General features: G+C 61.8%; 14 protein-coding genes. 11 read left to right on the forward strand and 3 right to left on the reverse strand.

Features of this window, described 5'->3' with window-relative positions; all coding sequences use genetic code 11:
* Positions 1-325: 325 nt before the first annotated feature.
* The 6 genes from BLW71_RS05090 to BLW71_RS05120 all read left to right on the forward strand — a co-directional run bounded on the left by BLW71_RS05090 (position 326) and on the right by BLW71_RS05120 (position 10,626).
* Positions 326-2,101 carry a methyl-accepting chemotaxis protein gene (locus BLW71_RS05090; protein ID WP_091793767.1) on the forward strand — a complete coding sequence of 592 codons (1,776 nt, stop codon included), beginning with the start codon at positions 326-328 and terminating at the stop codon, positions 2,099-2,101.
* A gap of 375 nt (positions 2,102-2,476) precedes the next feature.
* Positions 2,477-3,238: a 2-keto-4-pentenoate hydratase gene (locus tag BLW71_RS05095; protein WP_091793769.1), complete on the forward strand. Its 762-nt coding sequence runs from the start codon at positions 2,477-2,479 to the stop codon at positions 3,236-3,238.
* A gap of 786 nt (positions 3,239-4,024) precedes the next feature.
* Positions 4,025-5,947 (forward strand): PrkA family serine protein kinase, encoded by a 1,923-nt coding sequence (locus tag BLW71_RS05105; protein WP_007181736.1) that lies wholly within the window; start codon positions 4,025-4,027, stop codon positions 5,945-5,947.
* 140 nt (positions 5,948-6,087) lie between these two features.
* Positions 6,088-7,359, forward strand: a complete 1,272-nt coding sequence (locus tag BLW71_RS05110; protein ID WP_091793773.1) for a YeaH/YhbH family protein — start codon at positions 6,088-6,090, stop codon at positions 7,357-7,359.
* Entirely contained in the window at positions 7,356-9,086 is a 1,731-nt protein-coding gene (locus BLW71_RS05115) for a SpoVR family protein (protein WP_091793776.1), read from the forward strand. The genes BLW71_RS05110 and BLW71_RS05115 overlap by 4 nt, the downstream gene beginning before the upstream one ends.
* 235 nt (positions 9,087-9,321) lie before the next feature.
* Positions 9,322-10,626, forward strand: coding sequence for an MFS family transporter (locus BLW71_RS05120; protein ID WP_091793778.1), 1,305 nt, complete (start codon positions 9,322-9,324; stop codon positions 10,624-10,626).
* A 134-nt stretch (positions 10,627-10,760) separates the two neighbouring features.
* On the opposite strand, the gene BLW71_RS05125 is transcribed toward BLW71_RS05120, so the two are convergent.
* The 3 genes from BLW71_RS05125 to BLW71_RS05135 all read right to left on the reverse strand — a co-directional run bounded on the left by BLW71_RS05125 (position 10,761) and on the right by BLW71_RS05135 (position 12,612).
* Positions 10,761-10,982 (reverse strand): hypothetical protein, encoded by a 222-nt coding sequence (locus tag BLW71_RS05125; RefSeq protein WP_091793780.1) that lies wholly within the window; start codon positions 10,980-10,982, stop codon positions 10,761-10,763.
* Positions 10,983-11,137: 155 nt separating this feature from the next.
* Positions 11,138-12,220, reverse strand: coding sequence for a glycosyltransferase family 2 protein (locus BLW71_RS05130; protein WP_091793782.1), 1,083 nt, complete (start codon positions 12,218-12,220; stop codon positions 11,138-11,140).
* A 212-nt stretch (positions 12,221-12,432) separates the two neighbouring features.
* A complete protein-coding gene (locus BLW71_RS05135) occupies positions 12,433-12,612 on the reverse strand; it encodes a hypothetical protein (protein WP_177204973.1) in 180 nt (59 codons plus the stop codon).
* 616 nt (positions 12,613-13,228) lie between these two features.
* Between BLW71_RS05135 and BLW71_RS05140 the strand changes: the two genes are divergently transcribed.
* The 5 genes from BLW71_RS05140 (at position 13,229) to BLW71_RS05160 (ending at position 18,640) form a co-directional block, all read left to right on the forward strand.
* Positions 13,229-14,260, forward strand: coding sequence for an ABC transporter substrate-binding protein (locus tag BLW71_RS05140; RefSeq protein WP_091793784.1), 1,032 nt, complete (start codon positions 13,229-13,231; stop codon positions 14,258-14,260).
* 67 nt (positions 14,261-14,327) lie between these two features.
* A complete protein-coding gene (locus BLW71_RS05145) occupies positions 14,328-15,374 on the forward strand; it encodes a Rieske 2Fe-2S domain-containing protein (protein WP_091793786.1) in 1,047 nt (348 codons plus the stop codon).
* 2 nt (positions 15,375-15,376) lie between these two features.
* Positions 15,377-16,210: an ABC transporter ATP-binding protein gene (locus BLW71_RS05150; RefSeq protein WP_091793787.1), complete on the forward strand. Its 834-nt coding sequence runs from the start codon at positions 15,377-15,379 to the stop codon at positions 16,208-16,210.
* A gap of 170 nt (positions 16,211-16,380) precedes the next feature.
* Positions 16,381-17,139 (forward strand): ABC transporter permease, encoded by a 759-nt coding sequence (locus tag BLW71_RS05155; protein WP_091800438.1) that lies wholly within the window; start codon positions 16,381-16,383, stop codon positions 17,137-17,139.
* A 43-nt stretch (positions 17,140-17,182) separates the two neighbouring features.
* A complete protein-coding gene (locus BLW71_RS05160) occupies positions 17,183-18,640 on the forward strand; it encodes an isoxanthopterin deaminase (protein WP_091793788.1) in 1,458 nt (485 codons plus the stop codon).
* Positions 18,641-18,725 lie beyond the last annotated feature (85 nt).

Consider the following 18,725-nt stretch of genomic DNA (forward strand, 5'->3'; position numbering starts at 1 on the left):
CAGGCGTCATCTAGTGCCGCTGGCACGCTGCATTGCGCCCGATTTCCACAAAACGGCGCGCCGTCTTTCTGACTTCCCCTCCGCAAGCAACCCTTAGGTGCATCTCGCATCGTCGGTTCGCATCAGCGTCTCGCCGTCAGTGATTTGTAATTCCTGCCAATTGCTTACATCGCCTTTCCTCATACCATATAAATCCTTCAAGGAACTAACTACTGTGCCGTAAACAGGGTTATTAGAGCGCCGCCTCAAATGAGCGCCGACACGCAGCCACCACACGCCAACCGCTGCGTACGCAACTCTCATTTTCAAAGCACAGGAACCAGACATGTTGAACAAGGGCATTACGATCAAGGCGCGCATAGGCCTCACGATGGCTTTTCTCGCGGCGTTGCTGGTGGCCATCGGCGCCTTCGGTATGTTCGGTATGAGCGATTCGAACCACGCCTTGAAGGACACGTTCACCAACTCCATGCCGAGCGCGGTCGATATCGGCAACGCCGAACTCTACGCGGCGCGCGAGCGGTTGGCGCTCGACCGGGCGGCGTTCCTGATCGGCACGCCGGAAGTTGCGCCGACAATCGAGCGCGCGCGCACCATGCGCGTCACGTCCGATATGTGGTGGAAAAAGTATATGGACCTGCCGCGCGGGCCGGATGAGGAGCGCCTCGCGCAGGACGTGGTGGCCAAGCGTGACGCGCTGCATCAGCAACTGGATGCTTTTGCGGCAATCGTTGCCGCAAACGACCAGAGCAAGCTGGTCGACGGCGCCAAACGGCTGCAAGCCGCCTACAGTGAACTCGCCAATTCCGACGACGCGCTGCGCAAATTCCAGTTCGCGTCGGCCAAAGATGGCTACGACGCGGCGCAAAGCAGCTTCGAACTGTTCCGCCTGGTGAGCGCGGGCGCATTGCTGATCGGCGTGCTGGCCGCGGCGATCTCGTATCTGACGCTCAGCCGCGCGATCGCCCGGCCGCTCGACGCCGCGCTCGGTCATTTCGATGCGATCTCGGCAGGCGATCTGCGCCGCCCGGTGGTCGTGACTTCGCGTGACGAGATGGGGCAACTGCTCGAAGGCATCGCCAGAATGCAGCGCAGCCTCACCGAAACGGTGCGCACCGTGCGCAGCGGCAGCGAATCGATTGCGACTGCAACCCGCGAGATCGCCGCCGGCAATATCGACCTGTCCTCGCGCACCGAAGAGCAGGCCTCGGCGCTGCAGGAAACCGCGTCGAGCATGGAAGAGCTCACCGGCACGGTCAAGCAGAACGCCGACAACGCCCGCCAGGCCAGCTCGCTTGCGGCGAATGCGTCGGAGATCGCCAACAAGGGCAGCGCCGTGGTCGAGAAGGTGGTCGGCACGATGGGCGACATCAATCAAAGCTCGGCGAAGATCGCCGACATTATTTCGATCATTGAAGGGATCGCGTTCCAGACCAATATCCTGGCCCTGAATGCGGCGGTGGAAGCCGCGCGCGCCGGCGAAGAAGGGCGCGGTTTCGCGGTGGTGGCGGGCGAAGTGCGCAGTCTCGCCCAGCGTTCGTCGGCGGCGGCGAAGGAAATCAAGGAACTGATCGATACCTCGGTCGAGCGCGTTCAATCGGGTTCGGCGCTGGTCGACGAAGCCGGCCGCACCATGACCGACATCATCGGTGCGGTGCAGCGTGTGACCGACATCATGGGAGAAATCGCCGCGGCTTCCGAAGAACAGAGCAGCGGCATCGATCAGGTGGCGCGCGCCGTCACGCAGATGGACGAAGTCACGCAGCAAAACGCTGCGCTGGTCGAAGAAGCAGCGGCCGCGGCCTCGTCGCTCGAAGATCAGGCCGGCAAGTTGCGTCAGGCCGTAGCGGTGTTTCACCTGGAAGAAGGCGGCCTCACGCCGCCCATGAGCGCCGCGCTGAAGCGCGCGCCTGCGCCGCTGCGCCCGGTGATCGCACGCAAGGCTTCGCGCGCACCTGCCATGCAACCCGCGCCGCAATCCGCCGCCGTGACGAAAGCGCCTGCCGCAGCAGCACAGCCCGCTGCCGCAACGGCACGCGCGCCCGCAAAAGCTATGGCGTCCGCTGGAGCTGGCAGCGATCAAGATTGGGAGACGTTCTGACGGGACGTAGGCTGCAACATTCGTTCCCGACGCGCCGGCCGATCCCATTAGATGGGTAAGCGCGGCGGTTCAGCTGACCGCGCCACTCGTAAAGACCGCGATTGCGTACGCATTCGCGGTCTTTTTTTATGGCGTGCGCATTAAGTAACGTTTGTGCATGCAGTCCGTACCCTGGCAAGCGTAATGATCCGGTACATTGACGGACGCCCCGAAGAAAGTCACTTTTGGGGTCGCTGCCAGACATGTAGCGGCAATCGCCGACGCGGCTCGTCAGTTCAACGGGCGTGGTTTCGCCGCCTTCGAGCGCCGCGATGCATGGCCACCCACCAACACGCCACATTCAACCGCTCAATGCGCCAGCCACAAAGGACCGACATGACGCCTCACGACCTCGCGCACCGCCTCGTCGAAGCACGCCGGCAGCATCGCCCGATCGATGTGCCCGCACCCGACAGCCTGCCGCCCGATGCGGCAACCGCGTACGCGATCCAGCAGGCGGTCATCGCCGGTCTCGGCGAATCGACCGGTGGCTGGAAGATCGGCGCCAAAGTGCCGGGCGGCGCCGCCTCGGGCGCGCCGATTCCGGCCTCGCTGGTATTGCCTTCGCCGGCGCGCATCGCGCATGCCGGCTTCTTCCGGGTGCTGGTGGAACTGGAGATCGCCTTCCGCTTCGCGGAGGCGATCGAGCCGCGCGGCCGGGCCTATGCGCGCGACGAAGTGCTGGCGAAGGTCGGCGTCGTGCTGCCGGCCATCGAGATCGTCGACAGCCGCTTTACCGAGTGGCCGAACGTCGCGCCGCTTGCGCAACTGGCCGACGCCCAGAACAACGGCGCGTTGATCACCGGTCATCCTGTCGCTTATTCGGGGCTCGCGCGTGGCTTCGACTTCGTTTCACCGGAGCTGGAGCTGAGCTTCGACGGCGACTCGCTGATACCGGAGGCCACGGGCAATCCGGCTGGCGACCCGCGCGAACTGCTGGTGTGGTTCGTCAACCACTGCGCCGCCATGGGCATCACCATCGAGCCGGAATGGACGCTCACCACCGGTTCGTACGTCGGCGCACACAGGCTGGACAAAGCGGGCATCGTGCGTGGGCACATCGACGGACTTGGAGAAGTGGAAATTGAACTGACCTGAGAGGCTGCGCGCTTGTAACAGCGCATTACCAAGCTCCACTCAAACGGCTGCCTATGGGCGGCCGTTTTACATTTTTCGCATCTGTGATGGCCGCCGTGCCGTATACACCTATTGGAACGACGCAGCGTCTCGCCGTCATCCAGTTATACAGGTGGCTAACCACGCTGCCGACGCGGGTAAGGCGAAACGACATGACTGGTACAACGGATGAAAACGCGCGGAACAAAACTGCTCGCGCGTTGACGAAGCGATTGACGCTGCACGGTGAAATGATCGAGATTGGCATGACGCATGACCAATGCATGAAGATGTAACAGGCAACTGTTTGCGTAGACCGAACGCTTGTGTCGCGCGTTGATGAAAAAAGAGGCGGATACAGAAAACGGGCTCACGTCTGCGCTTTCAGCAACAAAGTGTGTGTGTGCAGACACGCCGTCTGATACAGCAGTGGGATCGTTCGATGAACGTAGCGGCTGGCGCGGGACGTGATTGCAGGATCACTGAGCAGCACTGAGGCAGAGTGCTGATATGGCCGCAAGGCATGAGTGCAAAGGCAGCGACGTGTGACCATAATCGCTGCGTTACGAGTGCAAGATACGAGTGCAAGATTGTAGGTCGTCGAAACTTTGTTTCCAAGTGAGGATTGTCGGGAGGCGAATGCGGCGCGATTTTCGCAACGTAGTTCGTGAAAAAAAATTTAAAAGGGTTTAGGATGAATTCGAGCGATGTCGTTTCCGAATAGCGCGCCGCGCACGACATCGGTCTAGACTTCGGCGAGGAGGTAGCATGGATATCTACAGCAGTTTCGCGACCCGCTTCGAGAAAACGCGAGAAGATGAGCTCTCGCTCGAGGAGTATCTCGCGCTCTGCAAAGACAATCCCGCCGCGTACGCCACGGCTGGCGAACGCATGTTGACGGCGATCGGGGAGCCGGAACAGATCGACACTCGTAACGATCCGCGCATGTCGCGCATCTTCGCGAACAAGGTCATCAAGGTATACCCCGCATTCCGTGAGTTCTACGGAATGGAAGAGGTGATCGAGCAGGTGGTCGCCTACTTCCGGCACTCGGCCCAGGGGCTCGAAGAAAAGAAGCAGATTCTGTATCTGTTGGGCCCGGTCGGCGGCGGTAAATCGTCGATCGCGGAACGTCTCAAGCAGCTCATGGAGCGTGTGCCGTTTTACGCGATCAAGGGCTCGCCCGTGAATGAGTCGCCGCTCGGTCTGTTCGACTACGAAGAAGACGGCCCGATTCTCGAAGAACAATACGGCATTCCACGCCGCTACCTCAAAAGCATCCTCAGCCCGTGGGCGGTCAAACGCCTGCACGAATACAACGGCGACATCCGCAAGTTCCGCGTGGTGCGCCGCTACCCGTCGATCCTTCGCCAGATCGGTATAGCCAAGACCGAGCCGGGCGACGAAAACAATCAGGACATTTCGTCACTGGTCGGTAAGGTCGACATCCGCAAACTCGAACAGTACGCTCAGGACGACGCGGACGCGTACAGCTACTCCGGTGGCCTGTGTCTCGCGAATCAGGGCCTGCTCGAGTTCGTCGAAATGTTCAAGGCGCCGATCAAGGTGCTGCACCCGCTGCTCACGGCGACCCAGGAAGGTAACTTCAAGGGCACGGAAGGGTTCGGCGCGATCCCGTTCGACGGTGTGATTCTGGCTCACTCGAACGAGTCCGAATGGAAGGCATTCCGCAACAACCGCAACAACGAAGCACTGCTCGACCGGATCTTCGTGGTGAAGGTGCCGTACTGCCTGCGCTACGGTGAAGAGATCAAGATCTACGAGAAGCTGCTGCGCAATTCGTCGCTGGCGAACGCGGTGTGCGCACCTGGCACGTTGAAGATGATGGCGCAGATGTCCGTGCTCACGCGTTTGCAGGAGCCGGAGAATTCAAGCCTCTTCTCGAAGATGCAGGTGTACGACGGCGAGAATCTGAAGGACACCGATCCGAAGGCCAAGTCTTATCAGGAGTACCGCGATTTCGCGGGCGTGGATGAAGGGATGACCGGCGTGTCGACCCGTTTCGCGTTCAAGATTCTTTCGCGCGTGTTCAACTTCGATTCGACCGAGGTCGCGGCCAATCCGGTGCACCTCATGTACGTGCTCGAACAGCAGATCGAACGCGAACAGTTCCCGCCGGAAACCGAGCAGAAGTATCTGTCGTTCATCAAGGACGTGCTCGCCTCGCGCTATGCGGAGTTTATCGGCAAGGAGATTCAGACCGCGTATCTGGAGTCGTATTCCGAGTACGGTCAGAACATTTTCGATCGTTACGTGACGTACGCGGACTTCTGGATCCAGGATCAGGAGTTCCGCGACCACGACACCGGCGAGAGTTTCGACCGCGCGGCGCTGAACGCCGAACTGGAGAAGATCGAGAAACCCGCGGGCATCAGCAACCCGAAGGACTTCCGCAACGAGATCGTGAACTTCGTGCTGCGTGCGCGTGCGGCCAATGGCGGGAAGAATCCGGCATGGGTCAGCTACGAAAAGCTGCGCGTCGTGATCGAAAAGAAGATGTTCTCGAACACGGAAGAGTTGCTGCCGGTGATCTCGTTCAACGCCAAGGGTTCGGCGGAAGAGCAACGCAAGCACGAAGACTTCGTCAATCGCATGGTGACGAAGGGCTATACGCCGAAGCAGGTGCGCTTGCTGTGTGACTGGTATCTGCGCGTGCGCAAGTCGTCATGATGCGCATTGCGTGCCGCCCGCGCGGTCCATCCGCGCGGGCACCCTGCGAGGCGCAAATTGCATGGACATAGCGTTGCTTCAGGCAACGTGCGTCTCGCGCACCCGAAATTAGTGCAGCTGCATGGGATCGGAGACCGGGCGTGCTTCATCAAATCATCGACCGCAGGTTGGCAGGCAAAAACAAGAGCATTGCGAATCGCGAGCGTTTTTTGCGTCGCGTAAAGAACTATATTCGTCGCGCCGTTTCGGAAGCGGTGCGCGACCGCAGCATCAAGGATATTCAGAACACCCAGAGCATCACGATCCCGCGCAAGGACATTGCGGAACCGTCGTTCCGGCATGGCCCCGGCGGCAAGCGGGAAATGGTGCATCCGGGCAATGCCGACTATATCCGCGGCGACAAGATCCAGCGCCCGCAAGGCGGCGGCGGTGGAGGCGGGGGCAACCAGGCCAGCAACGAAGGCGAGGGTCAGGACGACTTCGTGTTCGAGCTGAGCCGCGAAGAATTCATGCAGTATTTCTTCGACGACCTCGAACTGCCGCGTCTCGTCAAAACCCATCTGATGGCCGTGCCCACGTGGAAAAGCATCCGCGCGGGCTGGGCCGCCGAAGGCACGCCGAACAATATCGACGTGGTCCGTTCGCTGCGCAGCGCCCTCGGCCGCCGCATCGCGCTCGGTGCGCCGCTCGTCAACCAGTTGCACGAGATGGAACGGCAACTGGAGGTGATGAAAGCCGATCCCGACGATCGTCGCGACGAAATCAAACTGCTCGAAGAGGAAATTCACCATCTGCGTGGGCGCATCTGGCGGATTCCGTTTATCGATCCGTTCGATTTGCGCTATGTGAACCGTGTGAAGCAGCCCACGCCTTCCAGTCAGGCGGTGATGTTCTGTCTGATGGATGTGTCCGGTTCCATGGACGAGCAGCGTAAGGATCTCGCCAAGCGCTTCTTCATTCTGCTGTATCTGTTTCTCAAGCGAAACTACGAGAAGATCGAAGTGGTGTTCATTCGCCACCATACGCGCGCCGAGGAAGTCGACGAAGACACCTTCTTCCACTCGACCGAAAGCGGCGGCACGGTCGTGTCGAGCGCGCTGGAGTTGATGCAGAAGGTGATGGACGAACGCTATTCACCGACTGAATGGAATATTTACGGCGCTCAGGCTTCGGACGGCGACAACTGGACCGACGACTCGCCAAAGTGCCGCAAGATTCTCTCTGATGACATCCTGGAGAAGGTGCGCTATTTTGCGTATATTCAGGTGACGCCGGAAGAGCAGAACTTGTGGCTGGAATATGCGCAGTTAGCCCTGAGCCAGCCGCACATGGCGATGAAGAAGGTCGAGACCGCGGCTGACATTTATCCGGTGTTTCGTGAATTGTTTGAAAAGCAGGCGGCTAATTCATGACGAACAAGCCCCCGCACAACGAAGCGCGCGGCGAGCCAGAGAACGGCGCGCCGGAACGCGGGAAAGGCGTGCCGCAGCAGCAACAGTCGGGGCATGCCGAGGCGAAGGCGGACGATACGGGAGCCGCCACGGCCGGAGCAGTCGACACCGCTGCAGCACGGGGACACACCGGAACGCCCAACGTGGGGCAAAGGGAAGTCCGTATGAACGTAGCCGATAGACGGCCTCTGCCGTGCCCGTCCGACTGGACATTCGAATTGATCGAAGAGTACGACTCGCATATTGCCCGTGTTGCAGAGCAATATGAACTCGACGTGTATCCGATCCAGCTCGAACTCATCAGCGCCGAACAGATGATGGATGCGTACGCGTCCGTCGGTATGCCGGTGAACTACCGTCACTGGTCGTTCGGCAAACACTTTCTCTCTACCGAAAAGAGCTACCGTCGCGGGCAGATGGGGCTGGCGTACGAGATCGTCATCAATTCCAATCCCTGCATCGCGTATCTGATGGAAGAGAACACGATGACGATGCAGGCGCTCGTCATCGCCCACGCGGCTTACGGGCACAACTCGTTTTTCAAGGGCAACTATCTGTTCCGGTTGTGGACGGATGCGCATGCCATTATCGATTACCTCGTCTACGCGAAGAATTACATCGCCGAGTGCGAGGAGCGCTTCGGGCTCGACCGGGTCGAAGAATTGCTCGACTCGTGCCACGCGTTGATGAACTACGGTGTAGACCGCTACAAGCGTCCGCAAAAGCTCTCGCTCGAAAAGGAGTTCGCGGCGCGCCGCGAACGCGAGGCTTATTTGCAGTCCCAGGTCAATGAACTGTGGCGCACCTTGCCGACCCGGCATACGCCGCTGCCGGAGGAAATCGAGGAGCGCTATCCGCCGGAGCCGCAGGAGAATCTGCTGTATTTCGCGGAGAAGAACGCGCCGTTGCTGGAGCCGTGGGAGCGGGAAGTCATCCGCATCGTGCGCAAGGTCGGCCAGTATTTTTATCCGCAACGGCAAACTCAGGTAATGAACGAAGGCTGGGCCACGTTCTGGCACTACACGTTGCTCAACACAATGTACAACCAGGGCAAGCTGGAAGACGGCTTCATGATGGAGTTTCTCCATTCGCACAGCAATGTGGTCTACCAGCCGCCCGTCACCAAACCGTATTACAGCGGCATCAATCCGTACGCGCTCGGTTTTTCGATGATGAGCGACATTCGCCGGATTTGCGAAGCGCCCACGGAAGAGGACCGCAAGTGGTTCCCGGAACTCGCGGGCAGCCCGTGGCTACCGGCCATGCACTATGCAATGCGCAACTTCAAGGACGAGAGTTTTGTCGCGCAGTATCTGTCGCCGCATCTGATTCGTGAAATGCGCCTCTTCTCGGTGCTCGACGACGATATGCGCGACGCGCTCGAAGTCTCGGCGATTCACGACGACAGCGGTTATCAGTACGTGCGCCAGGCGTTGTCGCGGCAGTACGACATGCATCATCGCGAGCCGAACATTCAGGTGTGGGCGGTGAATACGCGCGGCGACCGGAGTTTGACGCTACGGCATTTCATGAGCGACAACCGGCATCTTTCCGGTGACAGTGACGAAGTGCTCAAGCATATGGCGCGCCTGTGGCAATTCGACGTCTACCTGGAAAGCGTCGATGAGAACGGCACGGTCCGCAAGCGTTACGAGTGCCGCTATGTACCGCCGGCGGTAAGGGTGTGACGCCTTCCTGAAGCCGCGGTCGTTTGGACACTAGCGTGATCTGTGAGAAGCCCCTGCCAATCGTGAGACTGGCAGGGGCTTTTTTATCGCGGCCTGACAAACCACCATCTTTCCCTTGCACTTCTGTAAAATTCGCGCACGTGCGAAGCGTGCCGCCACGGCATCTCGGCTCGCGCGTTGTGAAGGCGGCGCCACGACCGTTACCTCCGTTCAAAGACAAGGAAAGAGAACAAGCATGACCGACCTAACCGACCAAACCGTGGCTTCGGCTCACGACACACGGCGCCGCATCTTCGCGATCGTTGGCGCTTCATCGGGCAATCTCGTCGAGTGGTTCGACTTTTACGTGTATTCGTTCTGCGCGCTGTACTTCGCGCCGGCGTTCTTCCCGAGTGGCAATCCGACCACGCAGTTGCTCAACACCGCCGGCGTGTTCGCGGCAGGCTTCCTGATGCGTCCGATCGGCGGCTGGTTCTTCGGCCGTCTCGCCGACAAGCACGGCCGCCGCATGGCCATGATGGTGTCGGTGTTCATGATGTGCGGCGGGTCGCTGGTGATCGCGCTGCTGCCGACCTACGCACAGATCGGCGCGCTCGCGCCGGCGCTGCTGCTGGTTGCGCGGCTGTTCCAGGGGTTGTCGGTGGGTGGCGAATATGGGACCAGCGCGACCTATATGAGTGAAGTCGCGCTCAAGGGGCGGCGCGGCTTTTTTGCGTCGTTCCAGTACGTGACGCTGATCGGTGGGCAGTTGTGCGCGCTGCTCGTGCTGGTGGTGCTGCAACAAACGCTCTCCACCGAAGAGCTGAAGGCGTGGGGCTGGCGCGTGCCGTTCGTGATCGGCGCGCTGGCGGCCTTGATCGCGCTGTATCTGCGTAAATCGCTCGACGAAACCACCACGGCCGAGACGCGTCATCGCAAGGAAGCGGGCACGTTGCGCGGACTGTGGGTGCATAAAGGCGCGTTCATGACCGTGCTCGGTTTCACGGCCGGCGGCTCGCTGATTTTCTACACGTTCACGACGTACATGCAGAAGTACCTGGTCAACACGGCAGGCATGCATGCCAAGACGGCCAGCAACGTGATGACTGCGGCGCTGTTCGTGTATATGGTGATGCAGCCGGCGTTCGGTGCGTTGTCCGACCGCATCGGCCGCCGCCGGTCCATGCTGTTCTTCGGGTTTTTCGCGACCGTCGGCACGGTGCCGTTGCTGCATGCGCTAAAAGACGTGACGAGCCCGTATGCGGCATTTGGCCTCGTGGTGTTGGCGCTTGCCATTGTGAGCTTCTACACGTCGATCAGCGGTCTGATCAAGGCGGAAATGTTCCCGCCGGAAGTGCGCGCGCTGGGCGTGGGGTTGTCGTATGCGGTGGCCAATGCGATCTTCGGCGGCTCGGCGGAGTATGTCGCGCTGTGGTTGAAGCAGGCGGGCAGCGAGTCCACGTTCTACTGGTACGTCACTGCGCTCTGCGCGATTGCCGGCATCGTCTCGCTGCGTATGCGCGATCCGTCGAAAGAAGGGTATTTGCGGCACGAGCCTTGAATCTGCAAAGCACCATAACGCACCGTTAGGCACGACCGAAGCGGTTCGCGAGCGGCGTTCCAGGGAGATCCGGAGCGCCGTTTTCGCGGCCTTAACGCTTTGAGCGGAAGGCGTATCGACCGCGCGGAGCACGCTCACGCCACGATGATCTCGGTGCCCAACGCGTGCAGCAGATCGCGCAGCGCTTCGGCCTGCGCCATTTTCGCGCCGCTGCGCAGGTGAATCTGCAGCGCCCGCCCGGTGATTCCGTCGACGGATTGCGCGAGCCACAACTCCACTGCAAGCCCCAATCCTTCAGGCTGGTTGACGACGACCGGTTCGATCACACGCGGCTTGAAACAGGCACTGTCGGACATGGCGTATCGCCTCAGGTCTGGTGATGGATCACACCTATCCTAGTCAGCGTGCTGCGTGAGACCAAGCAACAAATACGCGTTTGCTTAGCAGCGGATGCTTAGCAGAAAACCCGCTTATCGCCCCGCGCCGACCGGCGTTCAGCGCCAGCGCCGCGTTACACCGGCTCCGATCGATCGCTCGCGAACTCCGGGACCAACTCCTTCACGACAGCGGCCGGATCCACGCCCAACGCGGGCGCCGTAGCCACCGCGGCGACCGCGGCCGCCGCCACGGCCTGCTGGGGCGCGCTCAACGCGCCACGCGCGAGCATCAGAAGATGGTAGTAAAGCCGCGCGTTCAGCCCATAGCGGTACGCGAACAGATGGGCGAAGGCGACCTTGAATCCGGCGAGCGCCTGACGGTTCTTCGCGTGAGCCGACACCACGATCGGCGCGAGACGGCGCAACGCCAATCTGCGCGACGGCTCGAGTTGCGCCGGCAGCTTCAATGCCTTGACGTACGCATACGCGCAGAGCGTCGCCGCGGCCGTCGTGCCGCGCGTGCTGTGCGAGATCGAGCTTGCCGTCTTGCGATACACGGACACGTAGTCGTGCAGGTAGAAGACCTCGCGCGCCGCGAGACACAGCTCGGTGCCAAACACGAAGTCGCAGCACACGCCGTACGTGTCTTTGTAGCCGATCCGTTTCACGAGTTCGGCGTTGGCCATCCAGCCGTTGTTCGGGAACATCTGAATGAGGCCGGTTCTACCCGGCAGGGATTGCAGGCCCTCGACAGCCTTCGAGCGTCGAAACGCCGCGTTCAGCTTCGCGCTCGCCGCGAAATCGATGGCGCCGCCATGATCGGCTTCGTACTGATCGCCGAATGCCACCTCGAGTCGCGGATGCAGCGTCCATAACGACACGAGTTTTTCGACGCCGTCCGTGGTGAGCAGATCGTCGTCGTGGATCAGCAGAATCTTGTCGCCGCTCGCCCGCCTGAACAGGTTCGCGACGTTGCGCGCCTGGCCGAGGGAAGGCTGATTCCTCATATAGCGCACGCGTGGCTCGCGTGCATAACGCGTTGTGATCAACCGCTCCGTGCGCCTGTCCGCCGAATCGTCGCCGATCAGGATTTCCAGATTGCCGTAGCTTTGCGTCAGGCACGAGTCGATGCACGTCATGAGCAGATCAGGGCGGTCGCAAGTGGGCAGACAGATGGAAACCTTGGGGTGGGTGGAGGGGGTCGAAGTGATGGACATAAGCGTCGCCTTTGTTATCTGTTGAGGGGCGGCAGCTGGTCCGCTTGACGCACACGTCGCTGCAAGCAGAAAAATAGTCCATCACACCAAAAAAATAATCGGTAAAAATAAGGAAGAAATGTTTGCCGTATGAAAGCGCGCTGAAGGGGAATATTTATGCGGCTTCGCTGAAAAAAAGCAGCAAAGCCGCTCGCCCTCCAACACGCACGATTTCAACTAACCGAGGGTTCTCCCTCGCCGGGTTTTTTGCCCGGACGGTCTGCGGGCGACTGATTGCGGCCCTCGTCGTCGCGTTCCGGCAGCTTGCTTTTCTCGTTGTCGCTGTGTACGACCGGCTGCGGATGTTCCATGTCAGCCGGTTTCTGATCGCCACGCACTTTGGTTTCGCTCATGTTTCTCTCCTGATTGGATGACATGTTCGATGCAGCAAGCGGCAGGCCCGGCTCACGATCCGGCGCGCCACGAGCGAAGCATTCGCGCCTTATCTGCACCTGCGCAGTGCCGGCGCGCATCGCCCGAGTGCAGCCGTACGCCAGTGCGACGCGGCCGCCGCTGACGCATGGCGCCTGAACGCCCACTGCACGCGTGGCATGCTGCTTCGCAGCAGCTGGCACAACATTCGCTTAAAGGAAAATCAGAGTAGAAGCGGCTAGCGAGCCGGCATGTCCATGCCGGTCACCGTGGGGCATTGCTCTTGGGGCGCATCGTGCGCCCACGTCGAAGCAATTCGACGTTTGAACGGAACTGTCCGGTTCCGACAACAAGGAGCGTGCGATGCAGTTGCCCCGAATATTCACCCGACTGTTGTGCATCACCGCAATCACACGCGGCGAGCTGCGTTCGCTTGTGGGTTCGCTTTTGCGTTCGTTTTTGCGTTCATCCCTGCCCACGCGTCGTATCGAGCCAGCATGCGTGCAGCGTGGCAGTCACATCGCCCGTTCCTTGTACGGCATCCGGCCTTGCCTTCTCACGATCCCAACTCTTCCCACATTCACACGGAGTTCAGTCATGCGCGTGTTGCATCTTCTCTCCCGCATTGCAGTGTCCGCTCATTCAATCGCGGCCCGTGCCGCTAGCGCCGCCGTCCTGGCCGGCGCTGCGCTCGGCGTATTCGTTGCGCCGCCGGCTCACGCCGACGATCACGTCAGCCTGCTGACGAGCTGGTATGCGCAAGCCGAGCACGGCGGTTTCTATCAGGCCGTCGCGACCGGCATCTACAAGAAATACGGGCTCGACGTCACGATCAAAATGGGCGGTCCGCAGGTCAACGGCATGCAGTTGCTGGCTGGCGGGCAGGCGGACTTTCTGCTCGGCTACGACTTCCAGGTGCTCTCCAGCGTGGAAGCCGGCATTCCCGTCACCACCGTGGCCGCCGCGTTCCAGTACGACCCGCAAGGCATGATGACCCACGCCGACGTGACCAGTCTCGCCGGCCTGAAGAACAAGACGATCCTCGTCGCCGGTTCGGGCCGCACGACGTGGTGGCCGTGGCTGAAGGCGAAGTACGGCTACACCGAGGCCCAAGCGCGTCCGTACACCTTCAACCTGCAACCATTCTTTGCCGATCCGAACGTGGCGATGCAGGCGTATCCGTCGTCGGAAACGTTCCAGGCGGAGCAGGCTCATGCGAACGCGCACTTCTTCCTGTTCGCCGATGACGGCTATCCGCCGTACAACTCGACCATCGTCACGATGCGCGACACGATGAAAAACAAGCCGGACGTCGTGGCGCGTTTCGTGAAGGCGTCGATGGAAGGGTGGAAGAGCTATCTGAACGATCCCGCACCGGGCAATGCGTTGATCAAGAAAGACAACCCGCAGATGAGCGACGCGCAACTCGCCTACGGCGTGGCGCAACTGAAGAAACTCAAGCTCGTAACCGGCGGCGATGCGGCCACGCAAGGCATCGGCACCATGACCGACGCGCGCTGGAAAAAGACCTTCGATTACATGGTCGACGCGAAACTGCTCAAGCCCGCTACCGACTATCACGCGGCCTACACGCTGCAATTCATTCAGAACGCGAAGGTGATGCCTTGAGGCCGGCCCTCCACGCAGACATCGCAGCTCGCCCAAACGCCTGAACGCCTGAAAGAAGGAGCATCACATGCTGGTCACCCGTCAAAACGTCCTGCGCCGCTTCTGGTACGCCATCATGCCGATGGCGCAACTCGACGCCGGACCGCAGCCCTTCACCTTGCTCGGCGAGCCGATCGTGTTATGGAAAGGCGCGGGCGGCAAGCCGCACGCGTTGCGCGATCGTTGCTGCCATCGCACGGCGAAACTGTCGAAGGGATTCGTCGATAGCGATGGCAATATCGCCTGCGGCTATCACGGCTGGACCTACGACTGCTCGGGCCAATGCGTGAAAATTCCGCAGAACGGCGGCGGCGCGATTCCGTCGCGCGCCGTGGTGCCGTCATATCGCTGCGAAGAACGCTACGGCTACGCGTGGGTCGCGCTAGAGGACCCGTTGCAGCCCATTCCCGAGTTTCCCGAAGACGGTGCGCCCGGCTATCGCCGCATTCTGCAGTTTTACGAGCGTTGGGAAACGAGTCCGCTGCGCATGATGGAAAACTCGTTCGACAACTCGCATTTCAGCTTTGTGCATAAAGGCAACTTCGGCCTGTTCGACAATCCGAAACCGTCGAAGTACGAATTCCGTCCGCACGATTGGGGCTTCGAAGCCGAGACGCATGTGCCCGTGCGCAATCCGCCGGCGAGCTACCGCATCACCGGCACGACCGAGGAAGTCACCGAGCGGCATCTGATCAACCGCTGGTTCATGCCGTTCGCGCGGCGCTTTGGCTGCGTGTATCCGGCGAGCGGTATCCATCACATCATCTACAACTGCGCGACGCCGATCGACGACCGCACGCTGATGCTGTCGCAATGGCTCTATCGCAACGACACCGAAGACGCGTGTTCGACGCAGGAACTGATCGACTGGGATCGCCCGATCACCGACGAAGACCGCGACATTCTCGAAGCCACCGACTACGACGCGTGCATCGACGTGCGGCGTCAGCAGGAGTGCCATATGGAATCGGATCAGCCCGGCTTGCTGATGCGCCGCATGCTGCTCAAGCTGCTGAACGATCATGGAGAGTCCGAAGTATTTCGCGAAGTATTGCCCCTTCACGTGGAGGAATGATCATGGCGGCGACTCAAGCCTTTATCGCTGACGTGGCCGCGCCGTCGCTCTCGGTGCAGCGCGTCGACAAGCGCTATGCGAACGGCACGATCGCACTGGAGGACGTGCGCCTCGCCATCGAACCCGGCGAGTTCGTTTCGCTGCTCGGCCCGTCGGGTTGCGGCAAAAGCACGCTGCTGAAAATGTTTGCCGGCATCGAAACGCCCACGCACGGCCATCTGCGCTGGTGGGGGCAAGCGTTCGAGACGGTCGGCTCGCCGGGCCGGCGCATGTCGATGGTGTTTCAGGAGGCGACGCTGATGCCGTGGGCCACGGTCGCCGACAACGTGCGTTTGCCGCTCGATCTCGCGCGTGTGCCGCGGCGCGAAGCCGACGCGCGCGTGGCCGCTGCGCTCGACGGCGTGGGGCTCGCGAAATTCGGCCACGTGCTGCCGCGTGAATTGTCGGGCGGCATGCAGATGCGCGCGTCCCTGGCGCGTGCGCTCGTGACCGAGCCGGATCTGCTGCTGCTGGACGAGCCGTTCGGCGCGCTCGACGAATTCACCCGCAACCGCCTCGACAGCGATTTGCGCGCGTTGTGGCAGCGGCGCGGCATGACGGTGGTGTTCGTCACGCACAGCATTTACGAGGCGGTGTATCTGTCGAGCCGCGTGGTCGTGATGCAGGCGCGGCCGGGCCGCATCATCGCCGAAGTGCCGATCGACGGTCCGCTCGAACGCGACGACGCCTATCGCGTCAGCGAGCCGTTCATGCAGCATTGCAAGACGCTCTCGGAGTTGATTACCGATGCGCATCGCGCGTCGTTGGCGAACGAAGAAACAGGAGTGCAATCATGACGGGCGAAGTGCTTGCGGGTCATTCGGGCAAGTCGGGACGCGGGGCGGCTGCCGCGTCGCCGACTGCGGCAGCTGCGGCTGCAGCGCAGGGCGCAGGGCAGCGTGCGAAATCCGCTGCGAGGCCGGCTACCAGTTCCCAGCGGCAGCCGTGGTTGCAACGCCCCGGCGTGATGAAGGCCATCGCGCCGTGGGTGGTCGGCGTCGTGGTGCTGGCGTGCTGGCAAGCCTGGTGCGTGGTGATGAAGGTGCCGGCGTATCTGGTGCCGTCGCCGTCGGCGATCGTGAGCGAGCTGGTGCAGGACGGGCCGCTGCTGTTCGGCAGCCTGCTCGCGACCCTGAAGATCACCCTGTTGGCGTTTGCGCTGGCCACGGTGCTGGGCGTCGTCATCGCGTTGCTGTTCGTGCAGAGTCCACTGATCGAGGCGAGCCTCTTTCCCTACGCGATCCTGTTGCAGGTCACACCGGTCGTGGCGATCGCGCCGTTGATCATCATCTGGGTCAAGGACATGAACGTCGCGCTGGTCTTGTGCGCGACGCTGGTGGCGTTGTTCCCGATCATCTCGAACACGGTGCTTGGCTTGCGCAGCGTGAACCCCGGCTTGATCAACCTCTTCAGGATCAATCGGGCGACCCGCTGGCAGACGTTGGTGCGTTTGCGGATTCCGAGCGCGTTGCCGTATTTCTTCGGCGGCCTGCGCATTTCGAGCGGGTTGTCGCTGATCGGCGCGGTGGTGGCGGAGTTCGTCGCTGGTACGGGCGGCAGCGGCGCGGGGCTCGCCTATCAGATCTTGCAGGCGGGTTTTCAGCTGAATATTCCGCGTCTGTTCGCGGCGCTGCTGCTGATCACCGTGACGGGCGTGGTGCTGTTCGCCATCACGGCGTGGGTGTCGCGCGCGGGTTTGCGCGGCTGGCACGACAGCCAGCTTTGAATGACGCGGTCTCGAACTCAGCTTCACACTCTCGCTCGAACTTATGACGACACACGACACAACACAGCACACGACACCTGGCACGCTGATCCGCAACGCGGCGGCGATCATGACCGGCGGCCGCGGCTCGGCCGACGATCCCGCGCGCGTGAGCGGTCCTGACATTCGCATTGTCGGCGACACGATTGAAGCGATCGGCGCGCTCACCCCGCGGCCGGGCGAGACGATCGTCGACGCCACCGATTGCGTCGTCTATCCGGCATGGGTCAACACGCATCATCATCTGTTCCAGTCGCTGCTCAAGGGCGACACGGCGGGACTGGACGCCACGCTCACGCCGTGGCTCGCCGCGACGCCGTATCGCTTCCGGGCGCTCTTCGACGAGCGGCGCTTCCGGCTCGCGGCGCGCATCGGCCTGATCGAACTGGCGCGCTCGGGCTGCGCGACGGTGGCCGACCACAACTACGTGTACTACCCGAACATGCCCTTCGACAGTTCGGCGATTCTCTTCGAAGAGGCCGGGAAGCTCGGCTTGCGTTTCGTGTTGCTGCGCGGCGGCGCGACGCAAACGCGCCAGCTCGAGGCCGAACTGCCGACCGCGTTGCGCCCTGAAACACTCGACGCCTACATCGCCGATATCGAACGGCTCGCCACCCGTTTCCACGACGCGTCGCCGCGCGCGATGCAGCGTGTCGTGATGGCGCCGACCACCGTGCTGTATTCGATCTCGCCTGCCGAAATGCGCGCGACGGCGGCGGTGGCGCGCCGCCTCGGTCTGCGTCTGCATAGCCATCTCTCGGAGACGGTGGGCTACCAGGACAGCGCGCATGCGATGTACCGGCAATCGCCGGTTGCATTTTGCGGCGAGCACGACTGGCTAGGCAGCGACGTCTGGTACGCGCATCTCGTCAAGGTCGATGCCGACGAGATCGCGCTGCTGGCGCAAACCGGCACGGGCGTCGCCCATTGTCCGCAGAGCAACGGGCGCCTCGGCAGCGGCATTTGTCCGGTGCGCGAAATGGCCGATGCGGGGGTGCCGGTGTCGATCGGCGTCGACGGAGCGGCGTCGAACGAAGCGGCCGACATGATCTCCGAAGTACACATGACATGGCTCGCGCAACGCGCGCGGCGCGGCATGCTCGCGCAGCCCACGTTTCGCGGCGGGAGTTTCGAAGGCGGCGCGAACGCCGCGAGTGTGGCCGATGTGATTCACTGGGGCACGGCGGGTGGCGCGCGGATCATGGGCCTCGACGAAGTGGGCAGGATTGCGGTGGGTTTCGCCGCGGATCTCGCGGTATATCGGCTCGACGACCCGCGCTATTTCGGCTTGCACGATCCGGCGATCGGGCCGGTGGCGTCGGGCGGCAGGCCATCGCTCGCGGCACTGTTTGCTGCTGGAAAGCGCGTGGTGGCCGATGACGGGATCGACGGTGTCGATCTCAAGGAACTGGCGCGCGAGGCGAGGGCGGCTGTGCGGGAGTTGCTGGAGGAGGTGGTGTGAGGCAACACCGCCGACAGCGCGGTGAAACGCGAGCCTGTCGGCGGGGCAACCGATGCGGCCAGTGCTGCCGCATCGGCTGCCGCTG

The sequence above is a fragment of the Burkholderia sp. WP9 genome (assembly GCF_900104795.1).
Classification (GTDB): Bacteria; Pseudomonadota; Gammaproteobacteria; order Burkholderiales; family Burkholderiaceae; genus Paraburkholderia.